14 protein-coding genes are annotated in these 21382 nt (G+C 47.2%); 9 read left to right on the plus strand and 5 right to left on the minus strand.

The features are described 5' to 3' along the window. Nucleotides 1-29: 29 nt before the first annotated feature. Entirely contained in the window at nucleotides 30-1847 is a 1818-nt protein-coding gene (locus tag J2X75_RS17135; protein WP_310338133.1) for an ABC transporter ATP-binding protein, read from the minus strand. Further along, entirely contained in the window at nucleotides 1840-3582 is a 1743-nt protein-coding gene (locus J2X75_RS17140; protein ID WP_310338134.1) for an ABC transporter ATP-binding protein, read from the minus strand. Before J2X75_RS17140 ends, J2X75_RS17135 begins: the two co-directional genes overlap by 8 nt. A 361-nt stretch (nucleotides 3583-3943) precedes the next feature. Between J2X75_RS17140 and J2X75_RS17145 the strand changes: the two genes are divergently transcribed. The 8 genes from J2X75_RS17145 to J2X75_RS17180 all read left to right on the plus strand — a co-directional run bounded on the left by J2X75_RS17145 (nucleotide 3944) and on the right by J2X75_RS17180 (nucleotide 15359). After that, nucleotides 3944-4867 carry an S-layer homology domain-containing protein gene (locus J2X75_RS17145; RefSeq protein ID WP_091015562.1) on the plus strand — a complete coding sequence of 308 codons (924 nt, stop codon included), beginning with the start codon at nucleotides 3944-3946 and terminating at the stop codon, nucleotides 4865-4867. 782 nt (nucleotides 4868-5649) lie between these two features. Beyond that, nucleotides 5650-6621 (plus strand): ABC transporter permease, encoded by a 972-nt coding sequence (locus J2X75_RS17150; protein ID WP_036668763.1) that lies wholly within the window; start codon nucleotides 5650-5652, stop codon nucleotides 6619-6621. 15 nt (nucleotides 6622-6636) lie between these two features. After that, nucleotides 6637-7545, plus strand: coding sequence for a carbohydrate ABC transporter permease (locus J2X75_RS17155; RefSeq protein WP_036668765.1), 909 nt, complete (start codon nucleotides 6637-6639; stop codon nucleotides 7543-7545). A gap of 41 nt (nucleotides 7546-7586) precedes the next feature. Continuing rightward, complete coding sequence (locus tag J2X75_RS17160) at nucleotides 7587-9182, plus strand: extracellular solute-binding protein (RefSeq protein WP_091015558.1); 1596 nt, start codon at nucleotides 7587-7589, stop codon at nucleotides 9180-9182. 105 nt (nucleotides 9183-9287) lie between these two features. Then, nucleotides 9288-10574, plus strand: a complete 1287-nt coding sequence (locus tag J2X75_RS17165) for an alpha-L-fucosidase (RefSeq protein WP_310338140.1) — start codon at nucleotides 9288-9290, stop codon at nucleotides 10572-10574. A 63-nt stretch (nucleotides 10575-10637) separates the two neighbouring features. Next, nucleotides 10638-11660 carry a carbohydrate-binding family 9-like protein gene (locus J2X75_RS17170; RefSeq protein WP_310338143.1) on the plus strand — a complete coding sequence of 341 codons (1023 nt, stop codon included), beginning with the start codon at nucleotides 10638-10640 and terminating at the stop codon, nucleotides 11658-11660. Between the two features lie 7 nt (nucleotides 11661-11667). After that, on the plus strand, nucleotides 11668-14301 hold the full coding sequence (locus J2X75_RS17175) for a transglutaminase domain-containing protein (protein WP_310338146.1): 2634 nt from the start codon (nucleotides 11668-11670) through the stop codon (nucleotides 14299-14301). A gap of 5 nt (nucleotides 14302-14306) precedes the next feature. After that, entirely contained in the window at nucleotides 14307-15359 is a 1053-nt protein-coding gene (locus J2X75_RS17180; protein WP_310338148.1) for a glycoside hydrolase family 18 protein, read from the plus strand. A 198-nt stretch (nucleotides 15360-15557) separates the two neighbouring features. Here the strand turns inward: J2X75_RS17180 and J2X75_RS17185 are convergent, their stop codons facing one another. After that, complete coding sequence (locus J2X75_RS17185) at nucleotides 15558-17864, minus strand: helix-turn-helix domain-containing protein (RefSeq protein WP_310338151.1); 2307 nt, start codon at nucleotides 17862-17864, stop codon at nucleotides 15558-15560. 315 nt (nucleotides 17865-18179) lie between these two features. Next, nucleotides 18180-19694 carry a glycoside hydrolase family 43 protein gene (locus J2X75_RS17190; protein ID WP_310338529.1) on the minus strand — a complete coding sequence of 505 codons (1515 nt, stop codon included), beginning with the start codon at nucleotides 19692-19694 and terminating at the stop codon, nucleotides 18180-18182. A gap of 167 nt (nucleotides 19695-19861) precedes the next feature. Between J2X75_RS17190 and J2X75_RS17195 the strand changes: the two genes are divergently transcribed. Beyond that, nucleotides 19862-20731 carry a helix-turn-helix domain-containing protein gene (locus J2X75_RS17195; protein ID WP_397383827.1) on the plus strand — a complete coding sequence of 290 codons (870 nt, stop codon included), beginning with the start codon at nucleotides 19862-19864 and terminating at the stop codon, nucleotides 20729-20731. 73 nt (nucleotides 20732-20804) lie between these two features. On the opposite strand, the gene J2X75_RS17200 is transcribed toward J2X75_RS17195, so the two are convergent. Then, complete coding sequence (locus J2X75_RS17200; RefSeq protein WP_310338156.1) at nucleotides 20805-21374, minus strand: YdeI/OmpD-associated family protein; 570 nt, start codon at nucleotides 21372-21374, stop codon at nucleotides 20805-20807. Nucleotides 21375-21382: the final 8 nt, after the last annotated feature.

Here is a 21382-nt window from a genome sequence, read left to right on the forward strand (position 1 = left end):
CGTTCTGTATTTACTATAACTCAGGTTCATTACCCTGATATAGCTGAATTTTTACCTGCATCACGCGCATGGGTGTACAAGTCTGAATATACACCTTTGGCTGCGATTAGTTCCTGGTGCGGTCCTTCCTCCACAATCTCGCCATTCTCCATCACCAGAATTCGATCGGCATGCATCACCGTGGACAGGCGATGAGCAATGACAATGGTGGTGCGTCCCTGGGATACCGATTCCAGCGCCTGCTGCACGAGCTGTTCCGTGTGTGAGTCCAGATTGGCGGTTGCCTCATCCAGGATGAGCACTCGGGGCTGGAACACAACGATCCGGGCAAACGATATCAACTGCCGCTCCCCGGCGGACAGTCCGCTTCCGCGTTCGGATAGATGCGTATCATATCCTTGAGGCAAACGTGAAATCATCGCATGTGCTCCGACAAACCGGCAGGCCTCAATTGCTTGCTCTCGCGTAATATCCTCACGAAACATCCTCACATTATCAATGATGGAACCTGAGAACAGGAAGGGTTCCTGTTGAATCAGACCCACGATCCGATGAAGCTTAGCCTGCGGCAGATGCCGGATATCGGTACCATCGATCTCAATACTGCCCTTGTCTACGTCATAGAAGCGATTAAGCAGGGAGATCAGGGTGCTTTTGCCAGCACCTGTTGTGCCCACGATACCTACCATTTCACCCGGATAGAGGTGCAGGTTCATCTGTTGGATCAAGGGCCGGTCTGCCCGATAACCAAATGACACATCGTTAAAATCAATCTGGCCCATCACGTTCCGAGGTTCCAGCGAAGAGGCCTGCCTAGGCTCAGGATCGGCAACTTCAGGCCGCGTATTCAGAATGTTCCAGATGCGATCCATGGATACGGTGGTGGACTGGAATGTATTCCATTGCATCGTAATCTGGTTAATCGGTTGAAAGAACTGACGAATATAGCTGATAAACGCATACAATACCCCGACTTGCAGGGACTCACCCAGTACGGCGCGACCTCCAAGCCAGACCATCATGACAAGTGCCGCATTGCCAAGGATATCAAACGTTCGGTTGAATATGACATTGGAGCGGGCTTGAGCAATATTGGCTTTCAAGTGGAGCGCATTCTGTTCCGAGAAACGTTTTTTCTGTTCCTCTTCCTGGTGAAAAGCCTGAATCAAGAACATGCCGGACAAGTTCTCCGCCGTAAAAGCGATTAAACGGGAAAGCCGGGTACGAGCATTTTGATAAGCTTTCCGCAGTCGACTACGGAATAATACCGCAACCACTGCAATGACAGGCAGAACGATCAGGGAGTATGTCGCCAGCACAGGATCAAGTTGGAACATAAAGACGATAATGAGCACCAGCATCATGCCATCCCGAATCAGACTGAGCAGTACTTGAGTGAAAAAGCTGCTGATGGTCTCCGTATCACTGGATACGTTCGTAACCAGACTGCCGATATGGAAACGGTCAAAGAAGGACATGGACATCTTGGAGATATGCTTGAACAGGTCTTTTCTGATCCGGGATACAATGTTCTGTCCCACATGCTGCAACAGATTATTCTGGATATAGGTAAAAATAAAACTGATGACCGCCAGCCCAAGAAAGATGGCTGCGAGCTGAACGAGAAAGCCCACACTGGTCTGGCCTACGGCCAGATGATCATCGATGGCGATCTTCACCAGATAGGGTTGCAGCAGATCTGCCGATATGCCAAGCAGTGAGCAGAAGAAGATACCGGCAAAAGCCCATTTATGCGGTTTGGCGTATGCCATCATCGCTTTAAACGAAGTTCGTTTACTTTGATCGGCCTCTGCATCTGGGTGAAGTTCAGCGTTAGCGTTAGACATGATGTAATCCCTCCTCCTGCAAACGGTAGGTGGCCGCATATAACCCCTTGGCAGCCATCAACTGAGCATGTGTTCCCTGCTCAGCGACTCGCCCTTCATCCAGAACGATGATATCGTCTGCATGACGGACCGCGCTGATGCGATGAGAGATGATCAATGTGGTTTTGCCCTTGCCGATCTCGCGCAAACTGCGCAGAATACCACTCTCGGTGACAGCATCAACCGCGCTCATACTGTCATCCAGAATAAGTAACTGTGCTTGTTTGATCAGTCCTCTTGCAAGGCTGGTTCGCTGACGCTGTCCACCAGACAGGGTGAGTCCACGTTCGCCAAGACGTGTATCGAAGCGATCAGGAAAACGGACAATATTGTCATAGATCATGGCTTGTCGTGCACTATGTTCCACTGTATCCAGCGATACTTCCCGGTCGCTGAATGCGATGTTATCCCGGATGGTGGTACTAAACAGGAATCCATCCTGAGGGACATAGGCGATGCGTGATCTAAGACTTTCCAGCGACAGCTGCCGAATATCGGTACCATTGATGCGAATCGTTCCTTCAGGTGGTTCATATGTACGCAGCAACAGCTTAACGAGGGTGCTTTTACCTGAGCCGGTCTTGCCTACAATGCCGACCGTTCGCCCGGCACGGATATTGAGTTGAATGTTTTTGAGAGCAGGAGATGAACTGCCGGGATAGGAGAAGGTTAGATTCTCCATGGTGATATCTTGTACGGTTTGGAGCGATGTGGCTTCAGGAAGTTCACGTACATCCGCTACTTCGCTGAGCAGGTCATTCACCCGCTCCAGGGATGCGCCTGAGCGCTGAACGGTATTAATAACATTGCCGATCTGTTGAAGCGGTCCCATGATCATGCGCAGATATAAGGTTAAGGCGACAAAACTCCCTAGTGTAATAGAATTCTGCATGGTCATAATACCTCCGACAAGCAGAGAAACGACCAATGAGATGGCTCCCAGCAGCGGGAGCAAAGCCTGAAACAACGAAGACAGACGAACCAGACGAAGCTGTTTGCTCTTGATTGCATCGACGGTAGTTCCAAAGCGTGCACGAGCACTGTCTTCAATGGCAAACGTCTTGGTTACGCGAATACCACCCAGTTGTTCTTCTGCGGATTCCGTCATGGTTGCAAGAGCTTCCTGTACGTCACGAGAACGCTTGCGAATCCGCGGACCAAAAAACACGACCAGAAATGGAATCGCCAGCAAAGGTACAACGCTGATTAGAATGAGTGTCAACGGAATCCCGCTAAGCAGCATCATGACAATGCAAGACAACAGCAGGAAGGTGGCATTGGTCATGAGCGTCACGCCATTGGAGATTGCTTCACGTACGGAAGTAACATCGTTCATGACATAACTCAGCAGTTTTCCGTTCCCCTGTTTGGAGAAATAATGTTCGCTAAGTTCGGAAAACTTACTGAATATACGCTCACGTGTCATGAATTCGAAGCGTCGACCAAGCTTCATAATCATGAACTGTCCGGTACCAAACAGCACATTATACCCGATGGCAATAGCCAAAAGAGACAGGCTGTACCTTACGATTGTCTGCATCTGAAGTGTGTTCTGCATCAATTGATCCGTGAAACTGCCAAGTATTCGGGGCAAGGATGCTTGCCCCACATTGGAGGCAATAATCAGAAGAACAGCAACCAGATAGACAGGCCAGTTCGATACAACATAACCGCGAAGTAATCCTTTCTTGGACATAAGCATTGTTCTCCTTTTGTTATAGGTGAAGTCAGTTCAGCGGGTGGAGTCAAGAAAAGGGCCGACACCTGTTATTAGCGCGTCGTGCCCTCTTACTGTATGCGATCTGGTTCGTTGTTTATCCGTCATCCGATGGATTTCTCTATTCTTATTTTTGCGCTAATCCGATGGGATGTCAACGAAGCCAGTTAGCAAACCGTAGGTGAATCGGATTAGCTACGACGGAGAAGAGTTCTATGCCGTGTTCCCGTGTTGTATTCACCACATGTCGAAATTACTGAAACATTTTCTGAGGGTATCCCGTCTGTAGGAATGAAGAGGTAAAAAATAGGCTTTACTAATCATATGGAGGTGCCAGGAAATGAAACATAAAAAAGGATTGGCTGCAACGCTTGCACTCTGCGTTTCTTTGACAGCAGGAGGTGCATCGGTATTTGCTTTTACAGATGTGAAGGATGAAGGTCAGAAGTCGGTTGTGGATTCATTGAAATCAAAAGGCATTGTTAACGGAGTAACAGCGGATCTGTTCCGTCCAGATCTTGCATTGTCCGAGCCTCAGGGTGTTCAACTGATTGTGAACGCATTTGGTCTAAAAAATGAATTTGCGGAAGCATCCGCTCAGAATAAAATCAGTCCGGATACGTGGTATGCCGATGCGGTGCAGGCCGCTACTCAGAATGGACTGTCCATTCCGGTTGAAGTGAACCCACAGGGCAAGATGACGCGTGAACTGTTTGTCATTTTGCTACATGAAGGGATTAACACAACCGGGAATTATCCGGTCATCATGAAGTATAATCTTGTTAAGGACGAAAATAAAATCGGTAAGGACGCCATATCTGCAGTCCAGAACCTGCTGAACATGAACATCATTGAACTGGATAAGGACGGGAATTTCCGTCCAGATCAGTCGCTTACCCGTATGGAGGCTGCAAGCATGATCTTTAATGCACTCGAATTTGTGGATAAACACGGCAATGGCGGCTCAGCAGAGCCAACTCCAACCAATCCAGGTGAAGGCCAACAAGCGATTGTACCTGAAGTAACAACGACCAAGGTTGATGACAAAACAACCAAAGTTAAACTCAGTGCTGAAATGCCACACCCTGGTTATGGATTGAAGATTGATGATGTGAAGTTGGAGAAGGATGGACGCGCGATTGTGCTTTATTCCATTATTCAACCTGATCCAGACATGATGTATCCGATGGTTATCACAAATGTGACTGCAGAAACGGATATCCCAACAGGGTATACAGCAGAAGCTCAACCTTCTGGTAAGTAAATTCACTGAAAACCCTACAACTGAACATGGTTAAAACGGATGTGTATCTTCAAAACGACTCTCCATACATGTATGGAGAGTCGTTTTTTATTTGAGTTGAAACTTTACCCAGGTTTTCATATGATCATTTATATTACATTCAGTGTAAATAATCCTGTCGTTTTTTTATAAAGAAATGGATATCTGCTTAGGATGTAAAGCCAGTTCCTGTTAGCGGAATGGCTTTTTTTAATGGTCTTTTCCGAAATATCTACTGTTTTCAGATTCCACACCTTGTGCAAAATCTACATATATGATTCCATACTTCCAGTGTTTATAAGCGTTTATGTATCCTAAAGCCAAAGATAAAAACAACATATATACGAAAGAGGGAGGAGAAATATAGAATAAAGGCAAGCCATTATAGGTTTGTAATGTGCGAAAGATATATGACAGATAATATTACATTAAAGTATGATGGCTGTAGACATCAATACCGTGTCCCATGCGTATATGTGGGTTTTGACTTTAAGGTCTGTTTTCTAACCTAAGTTCGGATCTGACATCTTTCAAGTTCATGTGATGAAACTCTCAATGACAACTACAGGAGGGAAAAAGGTCAAATTCTACATGTTTTACAACCCCGAAATGACAATGACAAGCTGGCAACAAAAGTGTAAACCCCCGTTGTAACAGTATATTCCGTGATTTTAGAAGTGAAGATTGAAATGGCATATTTACGAATTAGGCAATGAACCATAAACTCGGTATGTAAGCGTTACCAAAAAAGGAGGAAACAACTGATGCAACCAGATGGGAAGTCCGCCTTATCGCAAAACTTATCGGTATACACCAATCCGAGCAGTAAGAAAAATAAATTATGGAGAAGGACGATTCGGAACTGGGAGTTGTATCTGTTTATTGCACCAGCCTTTCTATATTTTCTGATATTCCATTATGGTCCGATGTACGGCATACAAATTGCATTTAAAAACTTTATCCCAACGCTTGGTGTCACAGGAAGCCCATGGGTCGGATTTGATCATTTCATCCGTTTCTTCAATTCGTATTATTTCTGGGATTTATTATGGAACACCCTTAGCATCAGCTTGTATGAGCTGGCTATAGGTTTTCCACTGCCGATTATTCTTGCGTTAGCGTTCAATGAAGTGAAGGATTCCTTCTTCAAGCGTACTGTGCAGACCGTCACGTATGCACCGCATTTCATTTCGGTCGTTGTGATGTCGGGGATGATCATTACCTTTTTATCACCCTCGTCAGGCATGATTGTCAATTTGGTACAGGCTCTTGGATTCCAGGCACCTCAATTCCTGACGGACCCTGCGTGGTTCAAGACAGTGTATGTACTGTCGGGAGTCTGGCAAAGTGCAGGCTGGGGCACCATTATATACCTTGCCGCTCTATCGGGTGTGGACCCGCAACTGCATGAAGCGGCTGTGGTGGATGGTGCGAGCCGGTTTAAACGGATTTTGCATATTAACATTCCAGCGATCATCCCTACGATCACCATCTTGTTAATTCTGAATATGGGCAGTATTCTGGGCGTCGGATTTGAGAAAATCCTGCTGCTGCAAAATCCGCTGAACATGGGCTCGTCCGATGTCATCTCAACATTTGTCTATCGGTCCGGTCTGGTCGATGCACAGTACAGTTTCTCTACGGCGGTGGGATTGTTCAACTCTGTAGTTAATGCGATTCTGCTTATTACCGTGAATCAGATTGCACGCCGTACCAGTGAAAACAGCCTATGGTAAAAGGAGGGAATACACATGTCATCCGCTGTGAAAGAAAGCAGAAGTGATAAATTGTTCTTATTGTGCAATTACATCTATCTGACGGTAGCGCTCGTCATTGTGCTGTATCCGCTGTTATACATCATCAGTGCTTCAATCAGTGATCCCAAATATGTAGCCTCCGGTGAGATGTGGTTACTACCAAAAGGGATTACGTTTGAAGGTTACGCCCGGGTGTTTGAGAACACCAACATCTGGATTGGGTACAAAAATACGATTATCTATACCGTTGTAGGCACCATCGTTAACCTGATTGTTACACTACCGGCAGCCTATGCGCTCAGCCGCTCGGACTTTGTGGGACGTGGATTCTTCATGGCAATGTTTATGGTAACGATGTTCTTCGGCGGAGGGCTTGTCCCAAGTTACCTGCTGGTCAAGGATCTTGGTATGGTGAACAGCATGTGGGCACTTATTCTGCCCGGGGCTGCATCCATCTGGAATATTATCGTATGCCGGACGTTCTTCCAATCGACCATTCCCAAGGAGTTACAGGAAGCGGCGCATATTGATGGGTGTACCAACACCCGGTTGTTCATCAAGATTGTGCTCCCGCTTTCCATGCCAATCATTGCAGTGATGGCGCTCTTCTATGGAGTCGGACACTGGAACAGCTATTTTAGTGCCATGATCTATCTGAATGATTCTTCCAAGTACCCGCTGCAGCTCTTTCTGCGCCAGATTCTGGTGCTTCAGGAAATGGCTGCTCAAGGGGGAGGCGCTATCGATACGTCTTCAGCAACGGCGATGAATACCAAAGCGGAGATCGCTGCACTGGTCAAATATGCTGTCATTATTGTTGCCACCCTACCAGTCATTGCAGTGTATCCATTCCTCCAGCGTTACTTTGTACAGGGTGTTATGATCGGTTCCGTTAAGGGATGATCTTAATCCATATACCACATTAAACAAGGGGAGTTGTTGTTATGAAAAAGCTTCGCAAGGCTTCATCCATTACACTCTGTCTCACCTTATTCGCAACATTGCTTGCAGCTTGTGGTTCAACCAATGAAGACGGAAGCACGACCTCCAAAGTAGAGGGGGTCAAAAAAGAAGGTTTCCCCATTGTAGACAAAACGCTAACGTTAAAGGTCATGTCCCAGGATGCGGGCGTAGCCGATTGGAGCACGATGCCTGTGCTGCAAGAAATGGAGAAACTGTCGGGCATCAAGCTGGAGTACCAGCTCTCACCAATCGACAGCTTTGAAACGAAGAAAAATCTGGTTTTCGCGAGCGGAGACTTGCCCGATATGTTCTATGCTGCGGACCTCAAGCCAGCCGAGCAGGTGACATATGGCAGTCAGGGCATTCTGATCCCGTTGGAAAAATACATTGACGAGGGTTACGCCCCGAATATCAAAAAGATTCTCGATGAGAACCCGGATGTCCGCAAATCATTTACAACACCTGATGGACATATGTATGCACTCCCATTCATTGATAAAGCCGCCGTGTGGTATAGAGGCCCAATGTGGTACAACGGGGAATTCTTGAAGGCACTTAACGTTGAAGAGCCTAAGACCACGGAAGAATTGTATACGTATCTCAAGCGTGTAAAAGAAGAAGATCCTAATGGCAATGGCCAGCAAGATGAAATTCCGCTGACTTCTGTAAAACTGGATGATCTTCGCATGTTTTTCTTCGGCTTCTGGGGAATGTACAACGAAGGCATCTATTCTGATAAGGACGGAAAAGTTCACTACCCTTATCAAGAAGAAGGTTATAAAGGGTATCTGACATTCATGAATCGCTTGTGGAAGGAAGATTTGCTGGATCATGAGACCTTCTCTCAAACAGGCGATCAGAAAAAAGCAAAAGGTGAAAGCAACAAACTTGCACTGTTCAACGATTACCATCCATACTTCACGCTCGGCGGTGAACCGAGCACGGATCATCCGCTGATGACACCCGTGAAGAGCGAAGTGGCAGACTCCCCGGTATACGGCAAACACCCGGGTATGTCGGCTCGCGGTACCTTTGCTATTACGAGCAGTAACCCGTCACCTGAGGCGACGATGCGATGGATCGATTACTTGTACAGCTATGAAGGTGCGACTCTGTTCAATCAAGGTCCGGAAGGAGTGTTATGGCAATTCAAAGACAAGGAAAATCACGTAAAAGAGTGGCTCCCCGTTCCTGGGGGTGGGGATCGTGAGGAATACCGCGGTAAAATCACTCCGAACTTTGGTATCTTGACACCGGGCATTAATGATCCCGAAGTAGCGAAGGGTCTTCGCACCGAATTTGATGAGTGGATTGACCAGCAGAATCAAGAGAAGTTGGTACCTATCGGAAAAGCACCATTTCCTAACGTTTATTTGACGAATGAAGAGCAAAGCGAAGCAACCGCTCTATTGTCTGACCTGGATACGTACGTTAAACAGATGGAAGCGAAGTTTGTGACCGGCCAGGAACCACTTGAGAACTGGGATAAGTACATTGCACAGATGAAGAAAATGGGCAGTGACCGTATCATCGAACTGTATCAGGGGGCATATGACCGCTGGAATTCGGGGCAATAAAGCCTATCGAGGTACATCCCATGCAGAAAGACAGCAGTTAGCTTCAATAATGTTAGCTGCATTAAATTTTTCGCATATAAGAATTCTCGGGGGAGGTGGACCGTTATGCAGAAATGGTTTGAAGAAGCCAAACTGGGGATATTCATCCACTATGGCATCTACGCGGTGGACGGGGTTGCGGAATCCTGGTCCTTCTATAATGGCAGGATATCCCATGAAGAATATATGAAACAGTTGGATGGTTTTACGGCATCGGAATTTAATGCGGAAAAGTGGGCGGACCTGATTGAGAAGTCTGGTGCCCGGTATGCCGTATTGACAACGAAGCATCATGATGGCGTTGCGTTATGGGATACGCAATATAGCGATCTCAATGTTGTCAAACAGACACCAGCAAATCGTGACATTGTGAAGGAATATGCGGAAGCGATTCGGGAAAAGGGCATTCATCTGGGGATGTATTTCTCGCTCATTGATTGGTCACACCCGGATTATCCTAGCGTGTATGAAGGTGGAAAAGTACCGGAGGATCTCAGTAGTGTCAACCGGCATTCAAGTCCTGTGGACGGCGTTCAGGATCAGGCAAAGTGGCAGAAGTTCCTGCAATTTAATAACCATCAACTGGGAGAGATTTTAACAAATTACGGAAAGGTGGATCTGCTGTGGTTTGATGGGGACTGGGAACGGAGCGCCCAACAGTGGAATCTGCCGGAGTTCAAGCATTATCTGCAATCTTTTAACCCGGATATCATCATCAACTCCCGCCTTCAAGGTTATGGGGATTACAAAACGCCTGAGCAGGGCATTCCGATTACAAGACCGGAGGGACCCTGGGAATTCTGCACCACAATCAACACATCATGGGGTTATGTGCCAACAGATCATAAATACAAGTCGTTAAATCAGATCATTCGAATGTTCTGTGACTGCATTTCCATGGGCGGTAATATGTTGCTGGATATCGGTCCGCGTGAAGATGGCACCATCGATCAGAGGCAGGAGGATATTCTGCTTGGACTGGGAGCTTGGATCCGAACCCATGAAGAGGCCGTCTTCGGCACGGGTGAAGGCATTATGCCTCGCTATTATCTGGGGGGAAGCACCGTATCCGAGGATCGAAAGACGCTGTACCTGTTTGTGTATGACGATCCAAAAGAGAATGTGTGCATCAAGGGTCTTTGCAATCCGATCAAGAAAATTACCGTGCTGCATTCGGGCAAAGAGCTTAATCATGAGATTCATGGGGGCGTGCCTTGGTTCAATATCCCGGGGACAACGTGGATCAAGATGACCCCGGAGGACACGCATGAACAGGTGACCGTTCTTAAGCTCGAATTCAATGAGGAGCTGGAAATGTACGGCGGCTCTGGAGCCGTTGTCACCCATAACTAACCATTACGGGGAGGGCGTGTGCTGGTAGATGCATGCCCTCCCTTACGAATTGGAGAGAGTGACATGAACAGAAGTGGAGTGCCAGAACCCAGGATTGAGTATGCTCCCAAACATTATATATGCAAGCGTGCGCAGGAACCGTTGGTGTTAGACGGTCGTGTGGATAAGGCATTTTGGAATGCGGCTCATTGGACGGAGGATTTCGTTGATATCGAAGGTGATCTTCGTCCGAAGCCAGAGAAACAGACACGGGTAAAAATGCTGTGGGATGACGACTATTTCTATTTTGCTGCCGAGCTGATTGAAGATCAGATCTGGGCTACCCTGACTGAGCGTGATTCCGTTATTTTTTATGACAATGACTTTGAGATTTTTATCGATCCCGACGGGGATTCCCATCAATATTATGAGTTCGAGATCAATGCGCTCAATACCGTATGGGACCTGTTATTAGTGAAGCCGTATCGGGATGGTGGGCCTCCGGTTAACGGTTGGGATATTAACGGTCTCAAGACGGCCGTATATATTGATGGTGAACTGAACAATCCTGGGGCGGATAACCGGAAATGGAGCGTTGAAGTCGCAATTCCCTGGACCAGTCTAAAGGAATGTGCCGAAGGAAACCGTCCACCTGCACCAGGTGAATTCTGGCGCGTCAACTTCTCGCGTGTGGAGTGGCAGACCGAGGTACAGGACGGTGAATACCGCAAGGTGCTGAATCCAGATACGGGCAACCCTTATCCGGAGGACAACTGGGTGTGGTCACCTATGGGTATTATCAACATGCATTACCCGGAGTTATGGGGTTATGTTGTGTTCTCGGATGACGAAACGGATCAGTCGTTTGAGTTGCCAGAAGACGAACGAATCAAATGGGAGCTTCGCAGGCTCTACTACCGTGAACGCAATTATTATGAAACCCATGGTGAATTTACACAGGATGTGAAGCTGCTTATGGGTGAGGAATCATGGAGCTGTGAGCCTGTTATTGAAACGACTCGCAGCCTGTTCCAGATTACTGCGCCGTCTTCGGACGGAACGGCCTTGATCTGTATTCGGGAAGACGGAAAGCTGTGGAAGGAGTGATAACGCAATGACCAGCCAAACCTTGGTATTTTCCCTTGATGCACAGTCATTGGAGAGAATCGAGCAGAAGTTCCAGGAGAAGGTACGTTTTGCAGAGGCTCGCAAATCGGAATTGTTTCATGTTTTTCAGCAGGAGCTAACGCATGAAGAGGCATGGGCGTTGAAGGTTGTCTATGCCTATATGCCGGTAAACGACATGGCTGATTATAACGGGGACTTGTTCTTAAGTCATGTGCGACGGGCTTTGGACACTCGCAAACGTGTGCCTTGGGGAGAACGCGTTCCTGATCATTTGTTCCTTCATTTTGTACTGCCTTATCGCATAAATACGGAAAATATTGAAGATTTCCGCGGTTTGATCTATGACGAATTAGCCGAGCGGACAGCGAAGTTATCCATGGCTGATGCCATTCTGGAGACCAATTACTGGTGTCATGAGAAAGCGACCTATATTGGCAGTGATCTGCGCACGATATCACCGCTGACGATGATCCGGAATGCTCGTGGTCGATGCGGCGAAGAATCCACGCTGGCGGTGGCCGCTCTTCGCAGCATCGGTATACCTGCCCGTCAGGTCTATACACCGCGCTGGGCTCACTGTGACAGTAACCATGCTTGGGTAGAAGCCTGGGCAGATGGTCAATGGTATTACATCGGGGCATGTGAGCCTGAAGCCCGTCTGAACCAGGGGTGGTTCACCCCGCCAGCCCGCAGGGCCATGCTGATTAATACAAGGATCTATGCCGACTATCCCGGACCAGAGGATATTACGCTCTCGGAAAAGGGATTTACGGAAATTAATTTGCTTGAGAACTATGCGCCCACACGCAACATCTATGTGAAGGTGAAAAATGAACAGGGAGAGCCCGTACCCGGCGCGAGTGTTCGTTTTGAGCTGTACAATACGGCTGAATTCTATCCGATTGCCGAAATTAGGACGGATGCACAAGGGGAAGCGACCTTTAAGACTGGCTGTGGTGACCTTTTGATTCGTGCGGTCAGCGGCGGCAAGTGGAGTGAGATCCTATTTAAGGCTCAGGAAAACAAGGTTATAGAGCTTGTGCTGAACTCATCAGAGCAGCCTACAGGGATTGCAGATTTCGATATGGTTCCTCCTCCGGAAAGGGAGGGAGAGGTCGTGGTTGCATTACCGGAAGAGAAGATTGAGATTCATAATCGTCGTCTGGAGGAAGGATCGCAGACCCGGAGCGAGTATGAGGACACGTTCCTGAGTGAGGAGGAAGCTGTCTCGCTGGCTAAAAAGGTTGGACTGCCCTCGGTACGTGTGTGGGATGTTCTCCGCAAGGCACGGGGGAACAGTCAGGAAATTGCAGCTTTCCTAGAGGCACGTTCCAATCCATACGGTGAGTGGCCGCTCCGGTTGCTGGAGTCGATGAATGAAAAAGATTTAATTGATACTTTTCGCCAGACGCTGGATGATCATCTGATCGGTGCGCTCTCGCAGCAAGGATCTTGGGCGGAAGATACATTTGTGAGATACATCCTGTGTCCGCGGATTTCCTATGAGATGCTGGTCCCTTATCGAGGTGTATTCCACAATGCCTTTTCGGCAGATGAGGCGGCAGCGTTCAGGGAGAATCCCTCGACACTTGCCCGAATGCTGGAACAGCAATATGAATACTATGAAGATCTTCCTAATCTAAAAGGCAAAGGGAATCCAATAGGGACGTTTAGTCTAATGAAGGGAGACTCTCAGTCGCTGGATATTTTGTTTGTGGCTGTATGTCGCAGTTTGGGTATTCCGGCCCGATTACATCCCAGCGCACAGAAACCACAGTATCTAAGTGGCAAAGGCTGGGAGGATGCAGTGTTAAGTCTCACCTCACCTCAAACTCAGAAGAGCACAAGCTGGGGAATGCTCCATCTTCATAGGGATATAAAGGTTACGCAGGATACACCTGAAGCATCTTATTTCGAAAATTTCTCGTTTGCCCTTCTGGAAGATGGCGTCTACAAGACGTTGATTTATCCTTATGGCAGTACGGATGTCTATAGTGAGCCATATGAGGTTGAGGCAGGAGCTTATCGCTTAACGACAGGCGTTAGGCTGAAAGATGGAACGGCAAAAGTACGATTCGTTTACTTTACCGTGAGCGCTGGAGATACCACTGAGGTTGTCTTGTCTTATCGCGAGACTGAGGTTGATATTCCTGTACTGGGTAAACTGGCACCAGGAAGTATACTGACCCGTCTGGATGGTTCAGAGGTAGAACTGGAGGAACTTCTGGGATCGGAGGGTGCCATCGCTGCCTGGATTGAACCGGAGCGGGAACCGACCAAACATCTGATTCGTGAACTGTGCGAGCTGGCAGAGCCGCTGGATAAGCTGGGTATACCAATCGTACTCATGATCGGAGATATGGAATGGAACGCTTCTTTTGACCCTGTTGGTTATCCAAAGCTGCCTGTACGTACGGTTTTTGTACGAGATTCCAGTTATGCTTCCTTGTCAGGCTTCAATTCGAAGCCTGCGGCTTATGAAGCGGGTTATCCACATCTGTTTGTGCTGGATACTCTGCATCAAGTTCGTTATTCGGCTTCCGGGTACAAGATTGGTACCGGGAAGGAAGCCTTGCAGATTGCTGCTGCGATATCTCAATCATCGATTGGATCGGAGTGAAGAGAGTGATGAAATATATTGCTGCGGGTTATGCCGTTGATTCAGTTCTTCCTGACATGACACATGAGGATCTGTCGAAGTTAACACATCTGAACATAGCCTTCGGACATGTCAAGAATGATGCAATCACTACCGAGCATTTAAAAAATGGCCATGTGATCCAGAACATCAAGCGGGAGCATCCAAATCTTACAGTGCTGTTGTCTGTAGGTGGATGGAGCGCTGGCGGTTTTTCCGAAGCCGCCTCAACCCAGGCGGGAAGGGACAGCATGGCTGCATCGGCGTTTAGGGCGCTGGAGGAATATCCTTTTGACGGGATCGATCTGGACTGGGAATATCCTTGTTACGGTGAAGCTGGTATCGCATCCAGCCCAGATGATAAACGGAATTTCACCTTACTTCTCAAGACAATGCGGAAGGCACTGAGTGCCAAGGGAGAAGAGGATGGCCGTCATTATCTGCTCACCATTGCAGCAGGGGCTGATCAATACTACGTTGATGGTACAGAAATGGCCGAGGTGCAGCAGTACCTGGACTACGTGCAGTTGATGACCTATGATATGCGCGGCGGTTTTCAGGTTCTGACCGGACACCATACGAATCTGTACACGCCAACAGGAGATCTGTTTCGAATTAGTACGGATGCTTCCGTGGCCCTGTTTGTTCGCGCTGGTGTCCCGAAGGAGAAGATTGTGATCGGAGCTGCGTTCTATTCCCGAATCTGGAATGAGGTTCCTGACCGAAACCACGGGCTCCATCAAATGGCTGGTAGCACAGGCGGCTACGGTCCGTCATTTGCCGAGCTGGAAGCGAAGTACATTAACAAGAATGGCTTCATTCGTTATTGGGATGAAGAAGCCTGTGCACCGTTTCTGTTTAATGGGTCCAGCCTCATATCTTATGATGATGAAGAATCGATCCAATGCAAATGTGATTACGTAAAGGATCAAGGTCTGGCCGGGATCATGTTCTGGGAGTACGGCTGTGATCCGACTCACCGTTTGCTGGGTGCAGTACATCAAGGGCTGAAGGTTCTTCCGGCTGGGAAAATCGGATAAGGCCGCCGGCCGCGACGAATCAGATTATTCCTTCGGACTAAAAACATACGAAGGGGCCGTCCTATACGTCATGAGCATGACGTATAGGACGGCCCTTGTTTGCGTTATTTTGGTCTAATGAATCAGGCACTGTTATTCGCTCTCATATACATTGTTTACTGTTCTGAGATGTAACCATCACAGAGACGATATCTCCCTTTATCCAATACATTCCTCATCATCATCATCATCATCAGGGGAATCGGCGGAGCCGTTGGGACGGTGCAATTTACGGTATTGCCCTGGGGTATAACCCGTCTCTTTTTTGAATTTGCGGATGAAGTTTGGTGTATCCAGGTAACCGACACGCGTGATGATATCTTTTAACGGATCGGTAGTATGCAGCAGTAGTCGAATGACCTCATCCATCCGTTTCTGCCAGATATATTGGGTAAAGTTCATGCCGATCTTTTCTTTGAAAGAACGACTGAAATAGGATGAAGAGATCGTGAATTTCGATGAAATCGTACCTAAACTGAGATCATAATCAGAGAAATTGGCATCGATATACGCAACGATTTCATCCATAAGAGAGCTTTCTTCCGTCTCACTCTTCGCCTCGACATGGGCGCAGATTTCAGCGGCGAGGCCTGTCAGTTTTTTCTCCAAATCCTCCAACGAGTCGTAGGAAGTGATCCTTGGAAGTTGATCAACCACATGATGGATTCCAAGCTCCGAGGCGGTTTTGAGCATGGTATTCAGAATATCAAAGCAGATGCAACGCAGCAGCGGTACAGACGGCATTTCGGATTTCAGGGTATTCAACGCAGTTGACACCATCTGAACCGCCACATCATAGCTGCCTTGTTTTAAGCTCTGAACCAGCTTTAATAACACATCCTTAGGGACCCAGAAGGAAGAATCCTGTACATCGGAACCGGAAAGGTTGTTAAAGTATGTACTGCTGCCCTGTCCATGCAGCATCGATGCTTCCAGAGCGGTCGAGGCCTCAATGTAGGATTGATTCAGCTGTTTCGGATAAGTGTACCGATTGCCTATCCCGATCGCGGGCGCGACCCCGGTGTGTTCAATCACCATCCATTGCAGTTTTTCAACGATAGGCTCCATACGGGTATTCAGGCTACCTTCATGCCCAATTTCGGCATCGAATCCCACGATAAGGGCCAATTGGTCTGCCTGTGGCAGCTCCACGCCGTAAGCATAAGCAGACAACTCGGGCAGCTCCACATCGTTCATCAGCTGCATGACAGTAGGTTGCTCGGGGTTATCACCGATAGGAAAAGCATGCATTTCCCAGCCCATGATCATGACAAAATAATGGGATCGGTTAAAGCGTATGCCAAGCTTATCCGTAAACTCAGAGGGAAAATCTCCGGTGTGACCGTGCTTCAGCAACATGAGCAAAATATGATTGCGAGCATAGGGCTCCTGAAGATCTACGCGCTGACTATAATCATGCAGTGTTTTCTTAATCCATTCCAGCTCGTTGGTGGTGGAGGATGGATCAGGATCATTCTTCAACCGAATGAACTCCATTAAGTCTGAAATCGGATGGTACTGTCTTCGGGCCAACATAATGGCGAGGAACGTGCCCATCACCACCATGAAGGAGAAAACAAGAACAACAAAGGTGCGAATATGAACGATTCGGCTAAAAAATTGGTTGCTGGGCATAGCGGTTACATAAGTCCAACCCGCATCCGATTTAACGGATACAACCGAATGTGGTTCTTGATTTAATGAGATGCTGTGCGTTCCGGGTTCAAGAGCAAACAGAGCGTTAACTTCCTGTTCGGATATGATTTCTCCCTTGTAATTGGCTGCCAGTACTTGCCCGAAATTATCGAAAATATAAGTCATCCCGTGATAGTCGCTGAGGATGGAATCAATTAGGCCCGTCAGATTGGACTCGTGAATCAGGTACATGACGGTTCCATGGGCGGGCGTATTGTTAGGTGCAATCGGTACAAGGTAGGCCAGCATGGAATTGGGTATTCTGGTTCCTTGGACGACCTGCTCCGCTGGACGTATCGTGGGGGACTGTACGCTATTCAAATCCCGGATCATGTCTGTTTTGTTCCACGTAGTAAATTTGTAGCGACCAGTGAATACATCCAGGTTCTCAGAACCTTGAGAAGAATAGATGTTATCATCTCCACGGAAGAACAGGAATAACTCATCGATAATGGAACTGGTGGCTTTGTATTTGACCAATGCGCCGATTGATTCCCGACTATAGTACGGATGGTGGGTCCAATACCGCGTTAACTGCTCATCGTAGGCGATGCGAAAAGCGATGTCTTGGAGTTCCTTCATGCGATCATCAATGACCGTTTTGGCTTGAGTGAGCTGATTGACATTGGTCTGTTCAATCTCTGAACGGAGCGTGTCCACAGCGTTGTGATAAATAATGATGGTTAAAATAACAAGAGGGATAAGGAAAATGGAGATATAGGATAGTGTGTACTTAAACAGAAGCTTGGACTTGAAGTGATTCCATTTCATATCTGCAACCTCCCGTTTTTCTTTCGTGCTGCAGCGATAGCGCTCTCATATGGGCAGTGAAGGTATTGCCAAGATGGTAGCTGCTGGGGTGTTCCTTCTAAAAATACTAGGAGAACTTCTCTAATAAAGCAATGGTTCTTTTATAAATTCCAGTGCAATCCGTAAGAAAGATATAGTTATAGCAAAATCCCCTCAAAGTTCACTCATTTCCTTATGCTACCACACAAGGCTTTTCAAAGAGTATCTACTTTAAGGGGATAATTTTAGCTGATCATATATTATATTTTCTATTACTGAATATAGGAGTTAAAACGATTATTCGTTCAGAGGTTCATAGTCAAACCAATCGTAACTTGCAGGTGTACACTCCTCCGATGGAGCATAGGCGTACATGGCTATCATCACACCAGTGAAACCACTCGCCACTTCGGTAGATAACAGATGTGTTTCTCCTGAACCCACTTCAATGGCATCGGATGAACCTTGCTGGTAGAGGAACGTGAAGTGATTACGGTCAGCCTTGATTTGTAATACAACCGGCCCCTTGTCACAGTCAAGCACCTGTTCGGTTCGCATAGAGCCGACGGTTCGTCGCAATACGATTTTCTTCTGACCGTCAATCCGAGTTACAGCCAAATCATAATGATATTTATGATTCATAAATACCGTTAATCCAGCTTCCTCACCGCTCGCATTTGGCTCATAATACAGCTCGGTGGCCGTATTGCATAAGAAATGGCTTAATCGACGCCCGACAAAGGCAGGATTTTGTCCATCATCGAGTGAAACCGAATGACCACGAAGGATGAGCTGCCCGGGATTTTCAGTGAGCGTCCAACTACCCGGAGCCGGATTACGTAAGAAGATCCAGTTCATGCCTAATGATGGTTCGTCAAAATCATCCCGAATAGCCTGAGGTGACCAAGGGTGCTCAGCAAACAAAGGCCCAGTCATCTCCTGCTCGATATGTCCGTCCACACCGATCACCGGCCAACCGGTATCCGTCCAAGTGACAGGTGCCAGGAACGTTTCGCGTCCCAGATGGTGCCGCATGGGGTAACCTGCTGGACGGATGCCAAGAGATACGGCCCACCAGCTTCCATCCTGGATCTGGACAAGGTCTGCATGTCCAGTTGCATGGATACTGGTTTTCATGCTTCGATTGGACAGAATCGGATTATGAGGACACGGATCAAATGGTCCATACGGCTCTGTGCTCCGGGCAATGGTCTCCATATGACCATACTCGGTTCCACCTTCGGCGATCATCAGATAGTAGAGGCCGTTTATTTGATACAAGTGCGGAGCTTCGGGTGCTGCTCCTCCGGTTCCAGTCCAGATCAATCGGCTATCGGTTAGTCTGGCTCCGGTCGTGATGTCTATCTCGCACTGATAGATGCCCTCGCCCTCATCGCCGTTAGAGGCCGTTTGAAAATACACATGTCCATCTTCATCGAAGAGAAAAGAGGGATCAATGCCGCCCTGATCAACAAAAATCGGAGCAGACCATGGTCCCTCGGGCTGGGCACTACGTACATAAAAATTTCCGCCGCCGCTGACATTGGTTGTTGTCATGTAGAACCAGCCATCATGGTACCGGAGTGTTGGGGCGAAAATGCCGCCAGAGCTGCCTGCATTCGCTAGAGGGAGTTGCTCCGTTGTTGTGAGGACATGGCCGATCTGTTGCCAGTTCACAAGGTCTTTGCTGTGGAAGATGGGCACACCTGGGAAATATTCAAAGGTACTGGTTACCAGATAATAGTCTTCATCTACACGGCAGATACTCGGATCTGGATAAAACCCCGGAATCACCGGATTGGTATATTTCATCATGTTATGCTCCTATTCATGTCGAAAGTGTAATATGGACCTGGACGTATGAGAGGTATCCTTGCTACAAGGGGAATTATATCGTCTTTAATCATTTCCAACCTTGATTTTTCGGTCCTCGAATAGCATGATATAGACATTCAACCCAACATGGTTTGCGGAGGGGAATGCTTTTGAGTAATGCATATTTGAGATGGTTTACCTCAGATCAAGAGTTTCCATTTTTTATTCAGTACGGTGGACACGACCAAGACATGGAACTTCATAATCATGTGGACTTTACGGAACTTGTCATTGTTCTGAGTGGTCATGCAACCCATGTAGTGAATACCGAGGAATTTTTTATTAAAAAAGGGAACGCATTTGTGATTAATGGCGACACCCATCATGCGTATAAAGACCCTCATGATTTTAGGATCTGTAACATTATGTTCAGTCCCGAGATGCTTGCTTCGGCTGGGCCCGATCTGAGAAAATCTAACGGCTTCCAGGCTCTGTTTGTTTTGGAACCGTTTTATCGTAATATTCACTTCTTTCCGAGTAAACTTTCGTTATCCATTTCCAGTCTGGAGTATGTAGAATCACTGATATCGTTCATGATTGAGGAGTATCAGAGTAAACAGCAAGGGTATCAGACGATGTTGATCTCACGTCTTACGGAGATGGTTGTTTATTTGTCGAGGCAATATGATACGCAGGAGAAAGGGATCGAAGGTAATAATCTGATGCATCTGGCAAATGCCATTTCATTTATTGAAGATCATTATCTGGAGCCACTGTCGCTAGAGGATATTGCGGGGAAGTCAAATATCTCTATAAGGCATCTGAACCGGATTTTTCGATCCTATTATCAGATGACCCCGATCTCTTATCTGCAAAAGTTGCGTCTGGAGAAGGCTTGTCATTTGTTGAAAAACGGGAATCTGTCCATCACGGAAATTTCGTATGAATGTGGATTTAACGACAGTAATTATTTCACCCGCCAGTTCAAGAAAGCTTTTGGCAAATCTCCCAAAACATACAGGCAGACTCATTAATACCTGACCGAATATAAGACACCAAAACAGGGCCTCCTCATCTGGAGGTCCTGTCTGCTGTCTCAGGGAACATTTAATAATCCAAAAGCCGTCCGTTGTCATGCCACTGACCGTACATTTTATTTTCCTTTGTGTTGGTTATGAATTTATCCAATCTGCTCTGGAATAATGCTGGCTGATTCTTAACACTTTGGATCGTATCGATCCGAACGTTTTGATACAGGGTAGGGAAGGCCATGAAATTTGCATAAACCTGATGGTCTTCTTTCAACCTTTGTGTGATCACACCATCAATTATGAAAGCATTTGGCTCCATAACAGGAAGAACCTCTCTACCCTCGTCATGCATGAAGCCCAACTTTTCAAGTCGACGGACACGTTCCTTGTTCAATTCAGTCCATGAGCTGCGTTTACTTCTAGGAGATAATCTCTGTGCTAATTGAGTCTCGGATATTTTCTTTTTGACTCCATCGATCCAGCCAAAGCACAGCGACTCCTCAACCACGTCCAAATACAGCAGGGTATTCGGCACGGGTTTTATGCTTATCATTACCCAGCAAGATTTCTCAACTTTTCCATGCGTCCGCAACCAATTTCTCAATTCATCCCTCGATGTCACGGGGATACAATGTACATTTTCCATCCGATTAT

It is taken from the genome of Paenibacillus sp. 2003 (assembly GCF_031455635.1).
Classification (GTDB): domain Bacteria; phylum Bacillota; class Bacilli; order Paenibacillales; family Paenibacillaceae; genus Paenibacillus; species Paenibacillus amylolyticus_B.